Genomic DNA, 19508 nt, shown 5'->3' with positions numbered 1-19508 from the left:
CTAAATGCCTGCCGGCCGTCTCAGATCCAGCGTCAGCGGGAATTCCGGCGATCCGGTCTCGATCGCGGGGATATAGCCGCCCGATGTATGCCCCCATGGCTCGAATCGCGCCAGACGCCTAGCTTCGGCTTCGTTACCATTGACCGGGAAGGTGTCATAGTTACGCCCGCCCGGATGGGCAACATGATAGATGCAGCCGCCGATCGAACGCTTCGACCATGTATCATAAATGTCGAAGGTCAGCGGCGTGTTGACCGGCAGCAGCGGGTGCAATCCCGACGCCGGCTGCCATGCCTTGAAGCGGACGCCGGCGACCGAGACACCAGCGGTGCCCGTCGGCGTCAGCGGCACGGTGCGGCCGTTGCAGGTGACGGTGTAGCGGGACGAATTGCTGGTCTCGAGCCGCACTTGCAAGCGCTCGACGGAGCTGTCGACATAGCGCACGGTGCCGCCGATCGCGCCTTCCTCGCCCATGACGTTCCAGGGCTCCAGCGCCTGGCGCAGCTCCAGCTTCGAGCCCTCGTATTCGACCTCGCCGCAGAAGGGGAAACGGAATTCGAGCTGCGCCTTGAACCATTCCGGGCTGAGGTCGAAGCCGTTCTGCTTGAGGTCGGCCAGCACGTCCTGAAAATCCTGCCAGACGAAGTGGGGCAGCATGAAGCGGTCGTGCAGCGTGGTGCCCCAGCGCACGAAGCGGCCATCGGCCGGGTTCTGCCAGAAGCGGGCGATGAGGGCGCGGACCAGAAGCTGCTGGGCGAGCGACATGCGCGCGTTCGGCGGCATTTCGAAGCCGCGGAACTCGACGAGGCCGAGGCGGCCGGTCGGCCCGTCGGGCGAAAACAGCTTGTCGATACAGATCTCGGCGCGGTGGGTGTTGCCGGTGACGTCGATCAGGAGGTTGCGGAACAGGCGGTCGGTGATCCAGGGCAACGGGGTTGCGCCCCTTCCGGGCGCGGGGATCTGGGCGAGTGCCGTTTCCAGTTCGTAGAGGCTGTCGTGGCGGGCCTCGTCGATGCGCGGCGCCTGGCTGGTCGGGCCGATGAACATGCCTGAGAACATATAGGAGAGCGAGGGATGGCGTTGCCAGTGCAGCACCAGGCTCTTCAACAGATCGGGACGGCGGAGAAACGGGCTGTCGCCGGGATTGGCACCGCCGACCACGACATGGTTGCCGCCGCCGGTGCCGGTGTGGCGGCCGTCGATCATGAACTTGTCGGCGCCGAGCCGCGACTGGCGGGCCTCTTCGTAGACAACGCTGGTGATCGCCACGCAGTCCTGCCAGTTCGACGCCGGGTGGATGTTGACCTCGATGACGCCGGGGTCGGGGGCGACGCGGATGACGTTGATGCGCTCGTCCTGCGGCGGCGAGTAGCCCTCGATATGGACGGGCAGGCCGAGCTCGGCGGCGGCGTTTTCGGCCGCCGCGATCAGCTCGAGATAGTCCTCGATGCGCTCGACCGGCGGCATGAAGACGCAAAGCCGGCCGTCGCGCGGCTCGACCGAGATCGCGGTGCGCACGGCGCCGCCGATCTCGCCCAGCGTCTGCTCGACGCGGCTCTGCCCGGCCTCTTCGCTATGGCGCGAGGCTTCCGGCATGGCTCGGCCCGAGGGCACGAAGACGTCGGGGAGCGGCTTGCGGGGAATGGAGGGGTCGGCGGGGTGAATATAGGGGAAGCGCGCGGGGGGGACGTAGGGGAGCGTGCCGAGCGGCAGGCGGTAACCCACGGGGCTGTCGCCGGGGACGAGGAAGATCTTGCCGCGACGGGTCTTCCACCGCTCGCTCATCCAGCGCTGGCCGGACGCCTTAGCGTTCCAGGCCTGAACGGGGAGGATGTAGCCTGTCGGTGTCGTCAGGCCACGCTCGAAGACACGGGCGATGCGGTTGCGCTCTTCCGGGTCCTTCAGCTTGGAATTGGAGGGATCGACATTGTCAGGGAGGCTGCCTTCCTTGAGGATCCATTCGGCCGGGTCCTCATAGGCCGGCAGCACCATGTCGGTGTCGATCGCCAGTTCGCGGGCGATGGCGCCGAGCAGGTTGGCGGCGTCATCGGCCGCGACACCTGTGTCCTTGCCTTCGCCGGCGATGAGATCAGGATTGCGCCAGATCGGCTTGCCGTCCTTGCGCCAGTAGAGCGAGAAGGTCCAGCGCGGCAGGCTTTCGCCGGGATACCATTTGCCCTGGCCGTAATGCAGGAAGCCGCCGGGGGCGAAGCGTTCGCGCAGCTTGCGGATCAGGATATCGGCCTTTTCGCGCTTGGTCGGGCCGACGGCCTCGGTGTTCCATTCGGCGGATTCGAAATCGTCGATCGAGACGAAGGTCGGCTCGCCGCCCATGGTGAGGCGGACATCCTCGGCCTGCAGGATATTGTCGACCTTGGCGCCGAGGGCGTTGAGTTCGTCCCAGCTGTCGTCGGAGAAGGGCTTGGTGATGCGCGGATGTTCGGCCACGCGCGTCACCTTCATGTCGAAGGCGAATTCGGTGTTGGCGTGGCCGTAGAGCGCACCTGATATCGGGGCGGCGTTGCTATAGTGCGGGGTGGCGGCAAGCGGGATGTGGCTTTCGCCGGTCAGGAGGCCCGAGGTCGGGTCGAGGCCGATCCAGCCGGCGCCGGGGATGTAGACTTCCGCCCAGGCATGCAGATCGGTGAAATCGACCTCGGTGCCGGAGGGGCCGTCGAGCGCCTTCAGATCCGGCGTCAGCTGGATAAGATAGCCGGAGACGAAGCGGGCGGCGAAGCCGAGATTGCGGAGGATTTCGACCAGCAGCCAGCTACTGTCGCGACAGGAGCCGAGCGCCAGCTTCAGCGTCTCCTGCGGCGACTGCACGCCGGGCTCCATGCGGATGACGTATTCGACGTCGTTCTTCAGCCGGGCATTGAGGCCGACGATGAAATCGGTGGTACGCATCGGCGTGCGGTCGATGCCGGCGAGATAGGCTGCCAGTGCCGGCTCCACCGGCTGCGGCTGCATATAGATCTTCAGGTCGTCCCTGATCTCTTCGGGATAGGAGAAGGGCCACATTTCGGCGCTCTCCTCGATGAAGAAATCGAAGGGGTTATAGACCGTCATGTCGGCGACGAGATCGACCTCGATCTTGAACTCGGTCACCGGGTCGGGGAAGACGTAGCGGGCCAGATAGTTGCCGTAGGGATCCTGCTGCAGGTTCACGAAATGGTTCGCCGGCGAAACCTTCAGCGAATGGCTGATCACCCGCGTCTTGGAATGCGACGCGGGCTTGAGGCGGATGATCTGGGGCCCGAGGCGGACCGGCTTGTCGTATTTGTAATGCGTCAGGTGATAGATGCTGGCTTTGATCGACATGGACTGCCTTATCCGCGGCCGTATCGTTGTACGGCATTTGCTGTTCCCGGGTGCAGTGTGTGCAATGCAGCGAGAGAATGCAAGGCGGAAGGGGAACCGGCTTACGGCGTTATCCGCCGAAGCCGGTCATGTCACCCACTGGGCGGAACCCGCTTTTTCTCCTCAGGAGCGCGACATGGCATCGATCCCCTCCTGCCAGGTCAAGCGCGGCTCATAACCGAGATGACGCTGAGCCTTGTCGGTGCGCAGCGTGAAGGGTTTGCCGATCAATTGCAGCATCTGGCGGGTGAGCGGCGGCTCGCCGCCGAGATGCAGCAACCGCCAGATCGTTTCCATCACGGTGGACAGCCGCCAGGCCATTGCAAAGGAGACGGATTTATCCTTCGCCGTGACGCCCTGCGTGGCCAAAAGCGCGCTCAGCACGCTCTTCAATGTGCCCTTTTCGTCATCGGCGACGAAATAGGCCTGCCCGCCACGCCCGCTATCGGCCGCTAGCAGCAGCGCTTCAACGAGGTTTTCGACGTGACAGGTGGACATGGCCTGCGTGCCGCCACCCACCCATTGCCATTGCCCCTTGCGGACGGTGGCTGCCATCTGCTCCAGCATGGGCATGTCCTTGCCCCAGATCATCGGCGGGCGGATCGCCATCGTTTCAAAGCCCGGACGGCGATTGTTGGCGGCCAGCAGGCGCGCTTCTGCTTCGGCCTTTGAACTGCTGTAGGGCGCGAAGCCGCGCTGCTGCGTCGGCGCGGTCTCGTCGATCTCGACCAAGTCGACGGGGTCGCCCATGACGACCGCCGCGGCGCTGACGTAGATCAGCTTGCGCACCGAGGAAGCGGCGACCGCTGCGGCGATCAGATTGTCCATGCCGTCGACATTGACGGCGTCAAACTCGCGACGCGTGCCCCAGAGCTTGAACATGGCGGCGGCGTGGAAGACGACGTCGCAGCCTTCGAGACCCGCCGACAGGGCTTCGCGGTTGCCGATATCGCCTGAGACCGGCGTGGCGCCGAGTGCCGCAACGGCGGCCATGCTTGCGTTGCTTCGCGCCAGGGCGCGCACGTCCCAGCCTCGGGCGACCAGTGCCCGGATCAGCCTTCCGCCGACGAAGCCGGACCCGCCAGTTACGAAGGCAATGCGTCTTTTGATTTCGATGTCTGCCATGTTGCAGCTCCTGTTTCCTGAAGATGATGTAAATCATGCTCGAACAAAATTCAACGAACAAAATATGAAATTTGTTCGTTGTGGAAATGCGACGGCAACTGGGTTATGGAGAGCCATGAGCAAGGAAACGAATATGGCCGACGACGGCCTGACAACGACGAAGATCTTGGATGTGGCTGCCGCGCAGATCAGACGCCACGGGCATGTGAAGACGAATATCGTCGACATTGCCAAGGCTTTGGGCACCTCGCACACCACGATCTACCGGCATTTCCGCTCCAAGGCCGAGGTCTTCGACGCAATCGTCGCTGCTGCGATGAAGGACGAGGAGGCGCTGGCGGAGAGCTTCGTCGCGTCCACGGCGCCGGCGGCCGAGCGGCTTTTGGGCCTGGTGCTTGCGCTGCATCGCCGCAAGCGCGAGAACTTCGTCGATGATTTCGAGGTCTACCAACTCTACCGGCGGATCGTTGATGAGCGGCCGGAACTCGTGCGGAGCTATGCGGCGGCGATGACACGGCTCCTCGCCGCGATCATCGAAGACGGCGTGCGGCGCAAGGAATTCACGGTTGACGATATCGGCGCTGCCGCCGAAGTCGTTCGCGACGCCGTGACTGTTTATGTCCATCCCGCCCATGTCGAAGCCGCGATGAAGGCGGGCGTGGACTTGGAGCCGTTGATCCGGCGGATGATGATGGCGCTGACCGTGGCGCTGACGAGCGGCGTGTCGTTCGACGCTGCAGAGTAACCGGGAGGGAGGCTGCGTCAGCCCCGCGGAAACATCACCACTGCCTTCAACCCTCGTCCATCACCACCGGGAACTAGCTCGAGCCTGGCATTGAACAACCCGCAAATCTCCTCGACGATCGGCAAGCCCAAGCCAGCGCCGGGGGCGCCGGATTGGTCGGCGCGGGAGAAGCGGCGGCGGACGGCGGCGAGTTGGTCGGGCGGGATACCGGGGCCGTTGTCTTCGACTTCGAGCAGCACGGCATCGTCGAGACCACGAATGCGGACGGTGACTTCGGCGCCGTGGCCGGCATAGGCGATGGCGTTGCCGGCGAGGTTGCGCAGGAGTTCGCCGATCAGGAGCGGTTCGGCGCGGATCATCTCTTGTTTGTCACCCTCGAAGCCGAGATCGATGCCGGCGGCCGATGCTGTGGGGATGAGTTCGCCGGTTATCTCCTGGGCGATGGCGGTGAGGTCGATGGCCGTCAGCGCCTCGCGCGAGGTGGCGGCGTCGATCTTCGCCATCAGGAGCAGCTGGGCGAGCACGCGTTCGGCGTGAGCGACTGCCTGGTCGCCCTTCAGCGCCACGGCCTGGGCATCGGCGAGCGAGGTGGCGCGGGCGGAAAGCGCAAGTTGCGTGCGGATGATGGCGAGCGGGGTGCGCAGCTGGTGGCTGGCATTGCCGGTGAAGTTGCGCAGTGCGTCGAGCGCCTGCTCGAGCCGGATCATGAAACCGTTGACGGTATCGACCAGCGGCTGGACTTCGCTGGGCACGGATTGCTCGATCGGGTGCAGGTCGTCGGGGCTGCGTTCGCCGATCGCGTCGCGCAGCTTGTAGAGCGGGCGCAGCGCTACCGTGACCGAGATCCAGACGATGACGGCGGCGCCGAGGATCATGACGGAGAGGCGCAGCGCCGAGCGTAGCAGGATGGCGCGGGCGAGCTGGCGGCGGGCGATGGTGGTTTCGGCAACGGTGACGGTGAAGGGTACCGAGCGGATGCCCGTCGAGGCCGATCGGTTGAGGGTGGCGACACGGATCGGCTCGTTGCGGAAGCGATCGTCGGCGAAGGCAGCACCTTCGCCCTTGGTCTCCGTGATGACGGGGAGCGCCTGGTAGCCGGTGATGAACTGGCCGGGCGGGCCGTCGACGCGGTAGAAGACGCGGTCCTGCGCCGCCGATGTCAGCATTTCCAGCGCCACATAGGGGATGTCGACCTGCAGCGAGCCATCCTCGGCCACCACGACGCGCTCGGCGATTGCCAGCGCCGAACCGGCGAGAACGCGGTCGGAGACGATGTTGGAGGTCTGCACGGCCTCGCGATAGGTGTCGGCCAGCGCCACGATACCGATGACGGCGGTGGAGATCAGCAGCCAGAAGAGGAGGCGACGGCGAAGCGAATAGGCCGACGTCATGAGGCCTCGGGAGCGGTCATATCGGGTGCGGGCTCGGGCAGCTTGTCGAGGTAGTAGCCGATCCCGCGCGCGGTTTTTACCGTCAGGCCGTGTGGGGCGAGGCGTTTTCTGAGGCGGCTGACATATTGCTCGATGGCGTTGGCGGAGATGTCGTCGTCGAATGCGGTGAGCGACTGGATGATCGCTTCCTTCGAAACCACCTTGCCGGCGCGCATGAAGAGGATTTCGAGCAGGCCGAGCTCGCGGGCGGGGATATCGAGCGGCGTGCCGCCTGAGAAGAAGGCGCGGGAGTTCAGATCCAGCGACAGGCCGCCGAAGCTCACGGTCGCCGAATGCAGGCCGGCCTGGCGGCGCAGGAGGACGCGCACGCGGGCCTCGAATTCAGAGATGTCGAAGGGCTTGATCAGGTAGTCGTCGGCGCCGAGGTCGAGGCCCTTGACGCGCTCTTCCGGGGTGCCGCGCGCGGTGAGGATCAAGACCGCGGCCTGGTTCTGGCGGGCGCGCATGGCGCGCAGCACGTCGAGGCCGTCCATCTCGGGTAGGTTGAGATCGAGCACCACGAGGTCGAAGCTCTCGGCCGCCGTCACCGCATTGGCGGATGCGCCGTCGTTCACGACATCGACGGCATGGCCGGTGCCGCGCAGAATGGCCGACAGCCCGTCAGCCAGCGCGATATTGTCCTCCACCAGTAGAATGCGCACGGATCCTCCCCTCGATCTCGCCGGAGACTACAGGGCGGCGCTGGCGATGTCACGATGCGCTTTTTAAGGCTTCACTGCTGAGCGATCGCGGCCATCAGCTCAATGAAGCGCGGGTCGGAGCGGATGTTGTCGAGGTCTGAATCGTTTTCGAACCAGCCGATCTGGTAGGAGGAGCTGTTGGGCAGCAATTGCTGCATATGCTCGACGGCGCGCTCGGTTTCTCCGAGCAAAGCGTGGACGCAGACGGCGTTGTAGCGGGTGATGACGTCGTGCGGGTCCATGGCGAGCGCGCGGTTGATCCAGGAGATGGCGCGCCTGGTGTCGCCGATCTGCGCGTAGGCAAGCGCCGCGCGGTGGACGGGGGCGGAGTTGCCGGGGTTCTGCTCGGCGGCGCGTTCGGCGCGGACCGCCCCTTCGGCCGCCCATTTGCGGCCATCCTCGGGAAGTCCGAGCGAGCGGAAGGCGGCGGCGAGCAGGACCGGGGAGACGTAGTCATCGCCGTAGAGGCTGGCGGAGCGCTCGAAATAGATGATCGCGTCCTCGAACTGGCCGCGCTTGAAGAGGCGGTGGGCGAAGTGGAAATTGGCCTCGAAGAGATTGGGGTCGAGCGCCAGCGCCTTGGCGAAATAGATGTCTGCCTCTCCATCGCGGGCGGCGTGATGCAGCGCGATGGCGCGGGCGGCGTGGGCTTCGGCGAGATTGGGGTCGAGCGCCAGTGCCTTTGATGTCATCTCGAGGATCTCGTCGATCGGCAGCTCGGCGGCGTACCAGATGTAGAGCGCGCTGTCGCAATCGGCGATGCCGGCATAGGCGCGGGCATAGTTCGGATCGAGCTCGACCGCCTTGTAGAACATCCGCCTCGCCATGATCAGATAGGACATGGTCATGGTGCGGGCGAATTTGCGGCCGCGCAGATAGTAGGTGTAGGCCTCGACATTGGTGGTGGGGTCGCTTTCCAGCGCACGCACTTCCTCCGGGCGCATCTTGACCTTCAGCTGGCCGACGATCGCATGGGCGATCTCGTCCTGGATGGCGAAGATGTCGGTGAGGTCGCGGTCGTAGCGGTCGGCCCAGAGGTGATCCTCGTTGCAGGCGTCGATCATCTGGGCGCTGATGCGCACGCGGCCGCCGGATGTGCGCACGCTGCCCTGCAGCACATAGCGCACCGAAAGCTCGCAGGCGATCTGGCCGATCTTCATCGCGCGGCCCTTGTAGGCGAAGGTGGTGTTGCGCGGGGTGACCAGCAGGCCCGAGATCTTCGAGAGATCGGTGATGATGTCTTCCGTCAGGCCGTCGGAGAAATACTCCTGATCCGGATCGCCGCTCATGTTGGTGAAGGGCAGCACGACGATGGAGCGTGTGCCGGCGACGGGCGTTTCGGAGGCCACGCCCGTGCTCTGATCAGGGAGATCGACGAGCACGGCGTAGACGTGGACTTTCTGCTCGATGTTCTTCAGCGTCTGACGGCCGCGATCCTCGAAACGCAGGTCGAGACGGGCGCCGACATGGTCGCGGACCGAGGAGGAGACGGCGATGCCGCCGGGGTCCGCGACGGCCTCGAGACGAGCGGCGACATTGACGCCGTCGCCGAAGATATCGCCGCCCTCGACGATGACATCGCCGAGATTGACGCCGATGCGAAAGCGGATGCGGCGGTCCTCGGGCACCTCGGCATTGCCGAGTGCTACGCCGCGCTGGATTTCGACAGCACAGGCGACCGCGTTGACGACGCTGCCGAATTCCACCAGCAGGCCATCGCCGAGCAGCTTCACCACCCGGCCGCCATATTCGAGGATCGCCGGCTCGATCAGCTCGACGCGGTGACGGTTGAAGGCCTTCAGCGTGCCAGCCTCGTCGATGCCCATCAGCCTGGAATAACCGACGACATCGGCGGCGAGAATGGCTGTCAGTCGTCGCTCCAATGCGGCCTCCGGGTGATAGGGCAACTGGGTCGCGGGAAGTCTAACGTCTTTGGCGCTGATTGTCGCGCGCCACGGTTACGCCTTTGGACGGGCATGGAGCATGTGCAGCATCACGCGCCGCCGGATAGCGCGGGCGCTGCTCCCTTGTGCCTGATCGAGCAGTCATGCATTCTCATCGCATGAGGAGACTGCCACTACTTGCGTTGATGTTGCTCTGTCCGGGCCTGGCCCTGGCGGAGCCGATTTTCTATCCGGCTGTGTCGGGCAATGCCGGGGCACCCGTGCTCGTCGTCTATTCGTCGCTCGACGAGCCGCTGGCGCAGCCGATGATCCGCGGATTTCAGGAGGCGAACCCCGACGTTGCCGTCACCTACGAGGACATGCTGACGGGGGAGATCTACGATCGCATCGTGCAGGAGACGGACGCGGGGAAGCCGACGGCGGATTTCGCCTTTTCGTCGGCCATGGACCTGCAGGTGAAGCTTTCCAACGACGGCTATGCGCAGCCAAGCAACCTGCCGATGAGCGGGATCTGGCCGAAATGGGCGAACTGGCGCAACACGGCCTATGCGCTGACCTTCGAGCCCGCCGTCTTCGTCTATCACAAGCCGAGCTTCGTCAATGAGGAGCCGCCGAGCTCGCGCGCCGAGTTCGTCGATTATCTGAAGCGCAAGGGCGATGCGGTGCACGGGCGGATCGGCACCTATGACATCGAGCGCTCCGGCGTCGGCTTCCTGTTCATGGCGCGTGACCAGGAGCAGTTCGGCGATATCTGGTCGGTCATCGGCGCCATGGGGGCGGCGGGAGTGAAGCTTTATTCGACGAGCTCGGCGATCCTGGAGCGTGTGTCGGACGGGCGCTTCGTGCTCGGCTACAATATTCTGGGCTCCTACGCCGCCGATTGGGCCAAGCGCCATCCAGAGGTCGGCATCGTGTTGCCGAAGGACTATACGGTCGTGATGTCCCGGATCGGGCTGGTGCCGCAGGCTGCGGCAAATCCGGAGCTTGGGCGGCGCTACCTCTCCTTCTTCATGTCGAAGGAGGGGCAGACGATCATGGCGCGCGAGCTGCAGATCCCCGCCGTCAGCCCCGAAGTAACAGGCGAAAACACCGCCAACACCATGCAGGCGCTGCTCGGGGCGCAGCTGAGGCCCGTGCCTGTGAGCCCCGGCCTGATGGTCTATCTCGACCAGGTGAAGCGGGCGCGGCTGATCGCGCATTGGAACGAGGTGCTGCGCACGCAGTAGATGCTAGATCAGGGCCGCATGAGCGCTGAGCGTGTTGTTTTGGTGCATTTATATCGGATGGGTTGCATAAGTATATTTTCGCCCGATTTCGTCGGTTTTCCCAGGAAATGCAGCATTTGTATTGAACATTTAAAGCCCAAAATTGGTATGGCGCGGCTACTATTCTTTTAACCCTCGGGCTCCATATTAGGAAATTGGAAAGGTCGGGAACCAATCGCGTCGTCACGCGTTTTCGAGTTTCAGGCTGGCATGCATTCCACAGATATGGGCACTACCGCATGAATATTCTTATTGTCGAAGACGAATTGTTGATCGCGCTCGATCTCGAATCCATCGTCGAGGATCTCGGTCACACCGTCATCGGCCCGGCCCGAACGCTGGACGAAGCGCTGGAGCTTGCCGAGCAGGCAGAAGTGGCGCTGGTGGATGTTCAGCTCGCCGATGGCGTGACCGGCCCCGCGATCGCCGAGCGTCTTTCCAGCGAGCATGGCGTGACCGTCGTCTTCGTTACCGGCAATCCCGAGATGGTGCGCAACAGCCGCAGTGCTGTCGGCGTGGTCTCCAAGCCGCATTGGCCGGAGAAGGTATCGGAAGCGCTGGATTATGCGGCCGCGATCCGCTTCGGCAAATCGCTGATCTCGCCGCGCTTCCTGATGCCGCTGGCGTCGTAAGCCGCCGGGCGGTTTTCTAAATTCTCATTTGTCTGATGTGAAACTAAGTCAGCCTCGGCATCGCGATGATGCCGTATGGGCGGGCCGCTCGATAGAGTGCCCGCGGTATTCACCGGGGATGGGTGTTTTGACCTATTTGCGCGACGCTCCGCTTTTCAGCGGAAGCGGCAAGGGCGCTGGGCGTTCGAGAGCAGTTCCTGCTTGGTCGCGAAGGAGCCGAACAGCTTGAAAAGGCGCTGCTCCTCTTCCTTTTCCAGCCGGTGACGGCGCGAAAAATCGGCGACGCTCCACACTTCCCGCAAGCGGTCATTCTGGCGGTCGTCATTGATCTGGTTGATGTCGATGTGCGTGCTCATGGCGCAAATTCCCCTATTACTTTCGTCTAACGTCGAAGGGCGACAAGGGTTCCCACCGTGGATCAAAAATCCGCTGCTTCGGCCAAGAATTCGAATTGCGGCAAAAAAGTGTCCGTCCTGACTGGATAAGCGCGGGGTGTCAGCTAAATGACAGCTTGTTGTGGTCCCTTTTGTCGAACTTCAACTCCGTGGAGGCGGATAGGGGAAGTTTCGGGAGGAGTTTCGCCAGATATTTCGGATGCCTTTTCGCATCCATGTGCGCTGTCCTTCCCGATCCGATCGAGAACAACGCGTGGTCACAGACCGCGCTCATGGAGGACAGTCTCTTGAAGCATATTTTCCTGACCAGCATTTTCGCGGCCGCCATCGCGCTGCCGGCCTATGCCGCCGAGTATTCGATCATGGCGCCTGCGGCCCCCGGCGGCGGCTGGGACCAGACGGCCCGCACCATGCAGACCTCGCTGCAGAGCGAGAAGATTTCCGGCAAGGTTCAGGTCATGAACGTTCCGGGCGCCGGCGGCACGATCGGCATCGCCCAGTTCGCCAGCCAGCAGAAGGGCAATCCGAACGCCCTTCTCGTTGGCGGCTATGTCATGGTTGGCGCCATCCTGACCAACAAGTCGCCGGTGACCCTCAAGGACGTTACCCCGATCGCCCGCCTGACCGGCGAATACGAGGCCATCGTCGTGCCGGCGAATTCCGATATCAAGACGGTCGCCGATCTCGTCGCCAAGCTGAAGGAAAATCCGGGTGCGGTTTCCTGGGGCGGCGGTTCTGCCGGCGGCACGGACCACATTCTCGTCGGCCTGCTCGCCAAGGCGGCTGGTGCCGATCCGACCAAGATCAACTACATCGCGTTTTCCGGCGGTGGTGAGGCTCTGGCCGCCATCCTCGGCGGTCAGGTGACGGCCGGCGTTTCGTCCTATGGCGAGTTCGAAGGCCAGATCAAGGCCGGTGCACTGCGCCTGCTCGCCATCTCTGCCGACAAGAAGGTTGAAGGCATCGACGCGCCGACGCTGAAGGAATCCGGCTTCGACGTCGTGCTGCAGAACTGGCGCATGGTGGCCGCCGCTCCCGGTCTTACCGACGAGCAGAAGAAGGCCGTGACCGACGATGTCGAGAAGCTCGCCAAGTCGAAGACCTGGCAGGACAACCTGAAGACCAAGGGCTGGATGGACACCTATCTCTCCGGTCCGGAATTCGAAGCACAGCTCGCGCAGGACATTTCCGCGACGGAAACGATCCTGAAAGACATCGGACTGGTTAAATGAACCCCGAAAACCAAGTGACATCGCAACAGCGCCGCCCTGATTGGGCGGCGCTTGTTATTGCCGCCGTGCTGGTCGCCATGGCGGCCGTCATCTTCTTCGACGTGGCGCGCCTCAACGAGACGACGGGCTATTCGCAGGTCGGGCCGGCGACGGTGCCGCACTGGATCGCCTACGTCCTCGTCGGCCTGGGGATCTGGACCGTCTTTGCCGCGTTCCGTCGCGATTTCCCCGAGCGCGAGCGCCAGGAATTCGGCCCGGTGGTCTGGGTCGTTGCCGGTCTCGTCGTGCAGATGGTGCTGATCCGGCCGCTCGGCTTTTCGATCGCCACCGGCGCCCTGTTCGGTCTTGCCGCCGCCGGCTTCGGCGCCCGCAGGATCTGGATCAGCATTCCTGTCGGCATCGTCATCTGTCTCGGCATCTACTGGCTTTTTGCCGTTGTGCTTCAGCTTTCGCTTCCGGCGGGACCGCTGGAACACCTGATCCATTGACGGGAGCCCTGAGAGTAGCATCATGAGCACATTCGAATTTCTTCTACAGGGCCTGGTCTCGGCGATGGAGCCGATGAACCTGCTCTATGCACTGATCGGCGTCACGCTCGGCACCATGGTCGGCGTGCTGCCCGGCATCGGCCCGGCCACAACAGTGGCGCTTCTTCTGCCCGTCACCTACCAGCTCGACGCGACCGGCTCGTTGATCATGTTCGCCGGCATCTATTACGGCGGCATGTATGGCGGCTCCACGACATCGATCCTCCTGAACACGCCCGGCGAAAGCGCCTCGATCGTCACGGCACTCGAGGGCAACAAGATGGCGCGCGCCGGACGCGGCGGGCCGGCTCTCGCCACCGCGGCGATCGGCTCCTTCGTCGCCGGCCTCATCGCCACGCTGGCGCTTGCCTTCATCGCGCCGCTGATCGTCAAGATCGCCCTCGTCTTCGGTCCGCGTGAATATTTCGCGCTGATGATCCTCGCCTTCGTCACCGTGTCCTCGGCTTTCGGCAATTCGTCGCTTCGCGGCCTCACCTCGCTGTTCATCGGTCTTGCGCTGTCGCTTGTCGGCATCGACCAGCTGACCGGCCAGAACCGGCTGTCCTTCGGCGTTCCGGATCTCCTCGACGGCATCGAGGTGACGACGATGGCGGTGGCGATGTTTGCGATTGGCGAGACGCTGTTCATCGCAGCACAGGGCGCATCCGCGCCCGACAAGATCGAGGCGATCAAGGGTTCGGTCTGGATGACGGCGCAGGACTGGGCACGCTCCTGGAAGGCGTGGCTGCGCGGCACCGTCATCGGCTTCCCGATCGGCGCCATGCCGGCCGGCGGCGCCGAGATCGGCACGTTCCTCTCATATGCGACCGAAAAGAAGCTCTCCAAGCATCCGGAAGAATTCGGCAATGGCGCGATCGAAGGCGTCGCCGGCCCGGAAGCCGCCAACAACGCGTCCGCCGCCGGCACGCTGGTGCCGCTCTTGACGCTCGGCCTGCCGACTTCGGCAACGGCCGCGATCATGCTGGCCGGCTTCCAGCAATATGGCCTGCAACCGGGGCCGCTGTTGTTTGCCACCAATCCGCAGCTCGTCTGGGGCCTGATCGCCTCGCTGCTCATCGCCAACCTGATGCTGCTCGTCCTCAACCTGCCGCTGGTCGGGCTGTGGGTGCGGCTGCTGACGATCCCGAAACCCTGGCTCTATGCCGGCATCCTGGTCTTTGCGACGCTGGGTACGATCGGCGCCAATCCCTCGGTGTTCGAACTCGGCATGCTTTTGGTGTTCGGGCTGATCGCCTATGTCATGCGCGTCTTCGACTATCCGATCGCGCCCGTCATCGTCGGTCTGATCCTCGGACCGCTGGCGGAGCAGCAGCTGCGCCGGGCGCTCGCCATCAGCCAGGGCGATGTGACGACGCTCGTGCAGTCGCCGATCGCCGCCGTGCTGCTCGGCCTCGCGGTCTTGGCGCTGATCCTGCCGCTCATCCTTCGCCTGCGCGGACGCGGCGATGTGCTGACACAGATGGCGGCCAGCGAAGACTGAGGCGCCTTCAGACAAAGAAAAAGACTGCCCAAACCCCTATCTTTCACGGCCGGCGATGGAGACATCCGCCGGCCGTTTCTGTTTACGGTAGCCCATCGCCGGCGCCGTTGACGTGTCTGAGGAAATCGAGGACGCGGCGGGTGAGCACTTCGGCGGCGTCGGAATCCCAGGAGGGGAGCGAACTGTCGGCGAAATAATGCTGGTCGCCGGGGTAGAGGAAGAGGCTCGCGTCCTTCACGTGCTCCAGGATCTCGCGGGCGGCATCGATATCGCCCTCGCGCATGAAGATCGGATCGGCATCCATGGCATGGATCTGCACTGGCACACCCTCAGGCCACGGGCCGAAGGACCACTCGCCTGATATCGGCAGGCAGGCGTGGAACAGAAGCGCGCCGCGTGCGCCGGGCCGCGTCTGCGCCAGCTGCTGCGCCGGCACGACACCGAAGGAGAAGCCGGCATAGACGAGCTCGGCCGGCAGGTCGTCCGCCAGCCTGACGCCGCGCTCGCGCAGCGCGTCAAACCCGGTCGCCTGGATATAGGCCATGCCTTCATCGATGCTTGAAAAGACATGGCCATCGAAGAGATCGGGCGTATGGACGACATGGCCTGCATCGCGCAGGTGATCGGCGAAGATATGGATGCCAGGCGTCAGCCCCTGGGCGTGATGGAAGAGCAGGACTTCGGCCATGGGTTACCTCCGGGAGGGGTAGGTATGGCGGGGGCGGGGGAAGTCCATGGGGGAGAGGTTTCGTCGCCGCCAGAGGCAACGGCAAGGCTATCTAGAAATATGCCGGAGCAAAAAATCCGGGCGGCGCGTCAGGTGGATCGACCAGCCTGCTTTTGAAGCAAGCGGCATGCGCAAACCAAGCCTGCCAGTTGCCATCGGCGGTTTCAGCGGTCAGGCGCAGCGGGTCGGGAAACGTGGGCTCAATGCCCTTGCCGCAAAGGCAACAGGGGCCCCATTCGACCTGCTGTTCGTTTATCGACATTTGGCTTCCTTATTGACCCGGCAAGACGAGTGCGGTGCTTGCACGTTTTCTGATTGCGACTTAAAGTTTTATAACATGCTCCCTACATGATCAGAATATCGCGGCGCGTTTTTCGTGCGATCGGGGGAGGTGGACTTGCTTGTTGTCGATTTTCTATTGGAAGTCATAGGCTACACCACAGCCAGAACGCTGTTGCCGCTTGCATCGCTGGGTAAAATCCGTGTCCAGAGTGTCTCATCAGGCGAGGGCGGATTTAACTGGCTTGGTTTCAAGCGCGGCCCGGATGGCTCTGTCCTCTGCGAGTCCTCGATGGCGGGATCGGTGGGCTTGTTGCCATGGGTATTGCTGATCGCGGCGATCATATCGTTCAGATGAATTGAGAAACCGTTGAGGTGGTGTTGTCATGCACGCAGAAGAGCCAACCGCAGTTGTGCAAGCTGCCAAATATGTTCTGATGTCGCTTTTCATGCTCGGCTTTGTCGGCGGCTTCATCACCAATGCAGTCATACTCTGGCGTACCAAATCGATGTTTTCGCTTCAGGAGGAGAGAGGCCTTCGCTGGGGAGAGCGGAAGGGAAGGCAATTTTCACGTTTAACGCCGTTCTTTATCGACAGTCGGTTCAAGCGGCTGCGACTGGTGATGACATGCAGCATTGGGCTATCTGTCTGCTCCTTTGTCATGATGCTGGTCGTTGACGGGCTCTTGAAGTAGCGCGGGCCTCCGCGCCCGGAGCCCCCTCATCCGCCCTTTGGGCCACCCCAGGGTCGAGCCACCGGTCTCGACCCGTCCTTCGGACCCCCGCTGGGGAGAAGGGAAAAGCGGCACCCTCTGCGGTCTCTTCGCCTCTCCCCTCGGGGAGAGGGTAGGGTGAGGGGGCCACACGCTCGGTCTCGCTTCTAGGAGCTATCGACGCCCACCCCGCCCATTCCCGCATGGCTGGGTTGAAATCCCGGCGGTTGTGGTTCCCGCCTCGCGCGCCCATATGTAAGCAGTCAATCATATGCTAGAGAAAGAAAGACAATGTCCTTCCGTCAGTCCATTCGTGATGGCTTGCTTGGCCGCGCCTTTGCGATGATCGGTGCCGCGAATGCCGCCAGCGCCGCCGTCCAGTCCGGCCGCCGCCCCCGGGAACGCGATCTCAACAAGCTTGGGATCGATCCGAGCCTGTTCGGCCGCATCAATCACTAAGCCTGGAATCAAGATGCGGTCTTTGGCCGCCTGAAATGAAACAGCCCGCCACCTCTCGGTCGCGGGCTTTGTTTTTGTCTGACGTTGGAGGCGAATGAGCCGCCGCCGCATTCTCCTCCTAGCGTCGCGGACGCGACGCTGCTGGATCCCGGCACAAGGCCGGGATGAGGGGTGAGGACGAGGTCGCCGCGTGCCAGTCGTCAGGAGCGCTCAGCTCAGGTCTGAGGCTGAACCTGCTGTTCCTTTTGCGCATGCGTCTCGCCATGCGCCTGCTCTTCGGCCTGTTCCTTCCTGTTGTAGCGGATGGAGGACCAGAGCGAGATGCCGATCAGGGTTGCGCCGCCCAGCCCGGTGATGACTTCGGGTATATGATACAGCGTCTGCACGTACATGATCACCGAGAGGATCAGGATGGCGTAGAAGGCGCCGTGCTCGAGATAGCGGTATTCGGCGAGCGTTCCCTTTTCCACCAGCATGATCGTCATGGAGCGCACATACATGGCGCCGATGCCGAGACCGATGGCGATGACGAAGAGATTCTGCGTCAGCGCGAAGGCGCCGATGACGCCGTCGAAGGAGAAGCTGGCATCGAGCACCTCGAGATAGATGAAGGCGCCGAGGCCACCCTTGGCAGCAGCGCTCATCGTCTTTTGCGAGGCATCCAGCAGGCCGCCCACCACCTCGACCGCGAGGAAGGTCAGAAGGCCATAGATGGCGCTATGGACGAAGGTGCTGGCTTCTTCTTCCGGCAGGAAGGAGGAGAAGACGAGGATGAGGGCCAGCACGAAGGCGATCTCGATGCCCTTGATGGTGGCCGAGCGGGCCATCATGCGTTCGAGGCCCGCGATCCAGTGCACCTCCTTCTCGTGGTTGAAGAAGTAGTTGAGGCCGACCATCATCAGGAAGGTGCCGCCGAAGGCTGCGATCGGCAGATGTGCGTCGTTCATGATGCGGGCATATTCGGCAGGCTCGCGGGCGGCGAGAACCAGGGCTTCCCAGGGGCCGATCTGGGCTGCGATGGCGACGATCGCCAGCGGGAAGACGATGCGCATGCCGAAGACGGCAATGACGATGCCCCAGGTCAGAAAGCGATGCTGCCATTCCGGCGTCATCTCCTTCAGCTTGTTGGCGTTGACGATGGCGTTGTCGAAGGAGAGCGAGATCTCGAGCACGGCAAGCACCGTACAAATGAAGAAGACGGTCGCCATGCCGCCGATCGTGCCGGTCGTCTGCCAGCCAAGGGCAGCGCCTAGCGCAAGGCCGACGGCGGTGACGATGAAGGACCAGGTGAAGTAGCTGAGTGTCGATTTCGTCTTGGTGGGGGTGCTCATGAGCGAACCTCCCCACTGATCGCGGTGTTCAAGGGCGTGGATACGCAAAGAGAATGCGACATACCACAACGGGCATGCGCATGAGGCATGGTGTGCTTTTTCATCGAATGAAAATCCGCCGGCTTATCTGCAGGCGGTACCGACATCACGAGAGCGCCGTAAAAACTCTCGCCAGAGGGGCCCGGCACCAGGTTGCCCGCCGGCCGATGTCTGAGGCCGCGGGATGTCCACAGAGATAGTCAAGTTCGCGGCTCAGTCAAGATCGGGCTGGGGCGCGTGATCGCTTTTATCGGGAACCATCCGCCGCTCCGGTCGTTAGGTCCTCAGTTGCCCGACAGATGTGTCGCCGATGGGCCGCCGACTTCAGTCGCGGCGCGCTCGGTGCGCGGTCGGGAAACGGAGCCAGTGTAAAGCGAAGAGTGCAACGATAAGGGAGAGGACGACCATGCCGACCCACAGCCACGTTCCAGACACCCATATTCCCGACAAGCGCACGCAAGCGGCCGACCGCATGAAACGGGCGAAGCCGAACCGGATGAAGACCGCCCAGGTGATGCCGCCGCATCAGGTGGACCTGACGCTGACGCCAGGTGTTCACCACGACATTCATGTGCCCGCGCATGTGACGGGCGGAGATTTGTCGCGCGAGGGGCCGATCACCAGCGACGACAAGGGCGACACGAAGAACTGAATTCCAGCAGACAGCGAGAGATATATGACCGTAAATACCGTGCCCGTTGACCTGACCATGAAGCATGAAAGCGAGTGGCGGGCGATTGCCGTTCCGGCCACCGCGGATGTGCGTGTTGGTGTCAGGGCGGGAGAGACGAAGCGGATTGGCGATGAGGCGCGATCTGCGGGTTGAGGGTGATCTTGCCGGGGAGTGTCCGTCACAAGATCGCTTATTACGGGAGCGATACCCCACCCACCAACGTCATCCTCGGGCTCGTCCCGAGGATCTGCCGAGGGTTGGTCTGGGCTGGACGTGCATGGATTTTAACGCCGGTGAGCGGTCCATAACCGTTGCACTCGCGGCGGCGTGCTTAGATCCTCGGGACGAGCCCGAGGATGAGGTCGCTGGGTGGGGTTGGCGTCGTGGTGCAGCCGCACGCGAGGCTGCCGTAGTCTGCTGGTAGAGCTTGTTTCGTCGTTATTAATTCGGCCGGTGCCCCACCCACCAAC

The 19508-nt window shown here is 63.3% G+C and carries 20 protein-coding genes; 11 read left to right on the top strand and 9 right to left on the bottom strand.

Translation table 11 applies throughout. The annotated features are described in order from the left end of the window. Positions 1–3321, bottom strand: a complete 3321-nt coding sequence (locus ACODTZ_RS32380) for a transglutaminase family protein (RefSeq protein WP_489030956.1) — start codon at positions 3319–3321, stop codon at positions 1–3. Positions 3322–3483: 162 nt separating this feature from the next. Continuing rightward, on the bottom strand, positions 3484–4485 hold the full coding sequence (locus ACODTZ_RS32375) for an NAD-dependent epimerase/dehydratase family protein (RefSeq protein WP_489030954.1): 1002 nt from the start codon (positions 4483–4485) through the stop codon (positions 3484–3486). A 115-nt stretch (positions 4486–4600) separates the two neighbouring features. Here ACODTZ_RS32375 and ACODTZ_RS32370 point away from each other — a divergent pair, with 115 nt between their 5' ends. Then, complete coding sequence (locus ACODTZ_RS32370) at positions 4601–5230, top strand: TetR/AcrR family transcriptional regulator (RefSeq protein WP_489030952.1); 630 nt, start codon at positions 4601–4603, stop codon at positions 5228–5230. 17 nt (positions 5231–5247) lie between these two features. Here ACODTZ_RS32370 and ACODTZ_RS32365 read toward each other — a convergent pair whose 3' ends face one another. From ACODTZ_RS32365 to ACODTZ_RS32355, 3 genes are all read right to left on the bottom strand, one after another. Beyond that, positions 5248–6621, bottom strand: coding sequence for a sensor histidine kinase (locus ACODTZ_RS32365; protein ID WP_489030950.1), 1374 nt, complete (start codon positions 6619–6621; stop codon positions 5248–5250). Further along, complete coding sequence (locus ACODTZ_RS32360) at positions 6618–7322, bottom strand: response regulator (RefSeq protein WP_489030949.1); 705 nt, start codon at positions 7320–7322, stop codon at positions 6618–6620. The genes ACODTZ_RS32365 and ACODTZ_RS32360 overlap by 4 nt, the downstream gene beginning before the upstream one ends. Positions 7323–7393: 71 nt before the next feature. Continuing rightward, positions 7394–9244 carry a TPR end-of-group domain-containing protein gene (locus ACODTZ_RS32355; RefSeq protein WP_489030947.1) on the bottom strand — a complete coding sequence of 617 codons (1851 nt, stop codon included), beginning with the start codon at positions 9242–9244 and terminating at the stop codon, positions 7394–7396. A 179-nt stretch (positions 9245–9423) separates the two neighbouring features. Between ACODTZ_RS32355 and ACODTZ_RS32350 the strand changes: the two genes are divergently transcribed. Next, positions 9424–10491: an ABC transporter substrate-binding protein gene (locus ACODTZ_RS32350; protein ID WP_489030945.1), complete on the top strand. Its 1068-nt coding sequence runs from the start codon at positions 9424–9426 to the stop codon at positions 10489–10491. Positions 10492–10685: 194 nt separating this feature from the next. Beyond that, positions 10686–11162 carry a response regulator gene (locus ACODTZ_RS32345; protein ID WP_489030943.1) on the top strand — a complete coding sequence of 159 codons (477 nt, stop codon included), beginning with the start codon at positions 10686–10688 and terminating at the stop codon, positions 11160–11162. 155 nt (positions 11163–11317) lie between these two features. On the opposite strand, the gene ACODTZ_RS32340 is transcribed toward ACODTZ_RS32345, so the two are convergent. Continuing rightward, positions 11318–11518, bottom strand: a complete 201-nt coding sequence (locus ACODTZ_RS32340; protein WP_112942864.1) for a hypothetical protein — start codon at positions 11516–11518, stop codon at positions 11318–11320. A 311-nt stretch (positions 11519–11829) separates the two neighbouring features. Between ACODTZ_RS32340 and ACODTZ_RS32335 the strand changes: the two genes are divergently transcribed. The 3 genes from ACODTZ_RS32335 to ACODTZ_RS32325 are packed head-to-tail and all read left to right on the top strand — an operon-like array spanning position 11830 to position 14817. Next, complete coding sequence (locus ACODTZ_RS32335) at positions 11830–12789, top strand: Bug family tripartite tricarboxylate transporter substrate binding protein (protein ID WP_489030997.1); 960 nt, start codon at positions 11830–11832, stop codon at positions 12787–12789. Further along, complete coding sequence (locus tag ACODTZ_RS32330) at positions 12786–13277, top strand: tripartite tricarboxylate transporter TctB family protein (RefSeq protein WP_489030941.1); 492 nt, start codon at positions 12786–12788, stop codon at positions 13275–13277. Before ACODTZ_RS32335 ends, ACODTZ_RS32330 begins: the two co-directional genes overlap by 4 nt. Positions 13278–13299: 22 nt before the next feature. Continuing rightward, positions 13300–14817 carry a tripartite tricarboxylate transporter permease gene (locus tag ACODTZ_RS32325; RefSeq protein ID WP_489030939.1) on the top strand — a complete coding sequence of 506 codons (1518 nt, stop codon included), beginning with the start codon at positions 13300–13302 and terminating at the stop codon, positions 14815–14817. A gap of 82 nt (positions 14818–14899) precedes the next feature. On the opposite strand, the gene ACODTZ_RS32320 is transcribed toward ACODTZ_RS32325, so the two are convergent. Then, positions 14900–15505 (bottom strand): dienelactone hydrolase family protein, encoded by a 606-nt coding sequence (locus tag ACODTZ_RS32320; RefSeq protein WP_489030937.1) that lies wholly within the window; start codon positions 15503–15505, stop codon positions 14900–14902. Positions 15506–15596: 91 nt separating this feature from the next. Continuing rightward, positions 15597–15806: a hypothetical protein gene (locus tag ACODTZ_RS32315; protein ID WP_489030935.1), complete on the bottom strand. Its 210-nt coding sequence runs from the start codon at positions 15804–15806 to the stop codon at positions 15597–15599. A gap of 135 nt (positions 15807–15941) precedes the next feature. Here ACODTZ_RS32315 and ACODTZ_RS32310 point away from each other — a divergent pair, with 135 nt between their 5' ends. From ACODTZ_RS32310 to ACODTZ_RS32300, 3 genes are all read left to right on the top strand, one after another. Then, the gene (locus ACODTZ_RS32310) at positions 15942–16181 is read left to right on the top strand and encodes a hypothetical protein (protein ID WP_489030933.1); all 240 of its coding nucleotides are present in this window, start codon (positions 15942–15944) and stop codon (positions 16179–16181) included. Positions 16182–16209: 28 nt separating this feature from the next. Further along, complete coding sequence (locus ACODTZ_RS32305) at positions 16210–16518, top strand: hypothetical protein (RefSeq protein ID WP_489030931.1); 309 nt, start codon at positions 16210–16212, stop codon at positions 16516–16518. Between the two features lie 309 nt (positions 16519–16827). Continuing rightward, positions 16828–16995 (top strand): hypothetical protein, encoded by a 168-nt coding sequence (locus tag ACODTZ_RS32300; protein WP_018899785.1) that lies wholly within the window; start codon positions 16828–16830, stop codon positions 16993–16995. Positions 16996–17210: 215 nt separating this feature from the next. Here the strand turns inward: ACODTZ_RS32300 and ACODTZ_RS32295 are convergent, their stop codons facing one another. Next, the gene (locus tag ACODTZ_RS32295) at positions 17211–18326 is read right to left on the bottom strand and encodes a DUF475 domain-containing protein (protein ID WP_489030929.1); all 1116 of its coding nucleotides are present in this window, start codon (positions 18324–18326) and stop codon (positions 17211–17213) included. A 445-nt stretch (positions 18327–18771) separates the two neighbouring features. On the opposite strand from ACODTZ_RS32295, the gene ACODTZ_RS32290 reads away from it, so the two are divergent. Further along, the gene (locus ACODTZ_RS32290) at positions 18772–19017 is read left to right on the top strand and encodes a hypothetical protein (protein WP_489030927.1); all 246 of its coding nucleotides are present in this window, start codon (positions 18772–18774) and stop codon (positions 19015–19017) included. A 24-nt stretch (positions 19018–19041) separates the two neighbouring features. Next, on the top strand, positions 19042–19191 hold the full coding sequence (locus ACODTZ_RS32285; RefSeq protein WP_489030925.1) for a hypothetical protein: 150 nt from the start codon (positions 19042–19044) through the stop codon (positions 19189–19191). The last annotated feature ends 317 nt before the right edge of the window (positions 19192–19508 follow it).

Source organism: Rhizobium sp. FG113, from assembly GCF_057809895.1.
The sequence above is the reverse complement of the archived record's forward strand: the minus strand, read 5'-3'. Positions and strand labels throughout refer to the sequence as shown.

What these genes read in the sequence shown, in the direction of transcription:
- ACODTZ_RS32350 (WP_489030945.1), top strand. Translation starts at nt 9,424, where the DNA reads ATGAGGAGACTGCCACTACTTGCGTTGATGTTGCTCTGTCCGGGCCTG.
- ACODTZ_RS32370 (WP_489030952.1), top strand. Translation starts at nt 4,601, where the DNA reads ATGAGCAAGGAAACGAATATGGCCGACGACGGCCTGACAACGACGAAG.
- ACODTZ_RS32335 (WP_489030997.1), top strand. Translation starts at nt 11,830, where the DNA reads ATGGAGGACAGTCTCTTGAAGCATATTTTCCTGACCAGCATTTTCGCG.
- ACODTZ_RS32300 (WP_018899785.1), top strand. Translation starts at nt 16,828, where the DNA reads ATGTCCTTCCGTCAGTCCATTCGTGATGGCTTGCTTGGCCGCGCCTTT.
- ACODTZ_RS32290 (WP_489030927.1), top strand. Translation starts at nt 18,772, where the DNA reads ATGCCGACCCACAGCCACGTTCCAGACACCCATATTCCCGACAAGCGC.
- ACODTZ_RS32365 (WP_489030950.1), bottom strand. Translation starts at nt 6,621, where the DNA reads ATGACGTCGGCCTATTCGCTTCGCCGTCGCCTCCTCTTCTGGCTGCTG.
- ACODTZ_RS32330 (WP_489030941.1), top strand. Translation starts at nt 12,786, where the DNA reads ATGAACCCCGAAAACCAAGTGACATCGCAACAGCGCCGCCCTGATTGG.
- ACODTZ_RS32285 (WP_489030925.1), top strand. Translation starts at nt 19,042, where the DNA reads ATGACCGTAAATACCGTGCCCGTTGACCTGACCATGAAGCATGAAAGC.
- ACODTZ_RS32375 (WP_489030954.1), bottom strand. Translation starts at nt 4,485, where the DNA reads ATGGCAGACATCGAAATCAAAAGACGCATTGCCTTCGTAACTGGCGGG.
- ACODTZ_RS32320 (WP_489030937.1), bottom strand. Translation starts at nt 15,505, where the DNA reads ATGGCCGAAGTCCTGCTCTTCCATCACGCCCAGGGGCTGACGCCTGGC.
- ACODTZ_RS32315 (WP_489030935.1), bottom strand. Translation starts at nt 15,806, where the DNA reads ATGTCGATAAACGAACAGCAGGTCGAATGGGGCCCCTGTTGCCTTTGC.
- ACODTZ_RS32295 (WP_489030929.1), bottom strand. Translation starts at nt 18,326, where the DNA reads ATGAGCACCCCCACCAAGACGAAATCGACACTCAGCTACTTCACCTGG.
- ACODTZ_RS32340 (WP_112942864.1), bottom strand. Translation starts at nt 11,518, where the DNA reads ATGAGCACGCACATCGACATCAACCAGATCAATGACGACCGCCAGAAT.
- ACODTZ_RS32325 (WP_489030939.1), top strand. Translation starts at nt 13,300, where the DNA reads ATGAGCACATTCGAATTTCTTCTACAGGGCCTGGTCTCGGCGATGGAG.
- ACODTZ_RS32380 (WP_489030956.1), bottom strand. Translation starts at nt 3,321, where the DNA reads ATGTCGATCAAAGCCAGCATCTATCACCTGACGCATTACAAATACGAC.
- ACODTZ_RS32305 (WP_489030931.1), top strand. Translation starts at nt 16,210, where the DNA reads ATGCACGCAGAAGAGCCAACCGCAGTTGTGCAAGCTGCCAAATATGTT.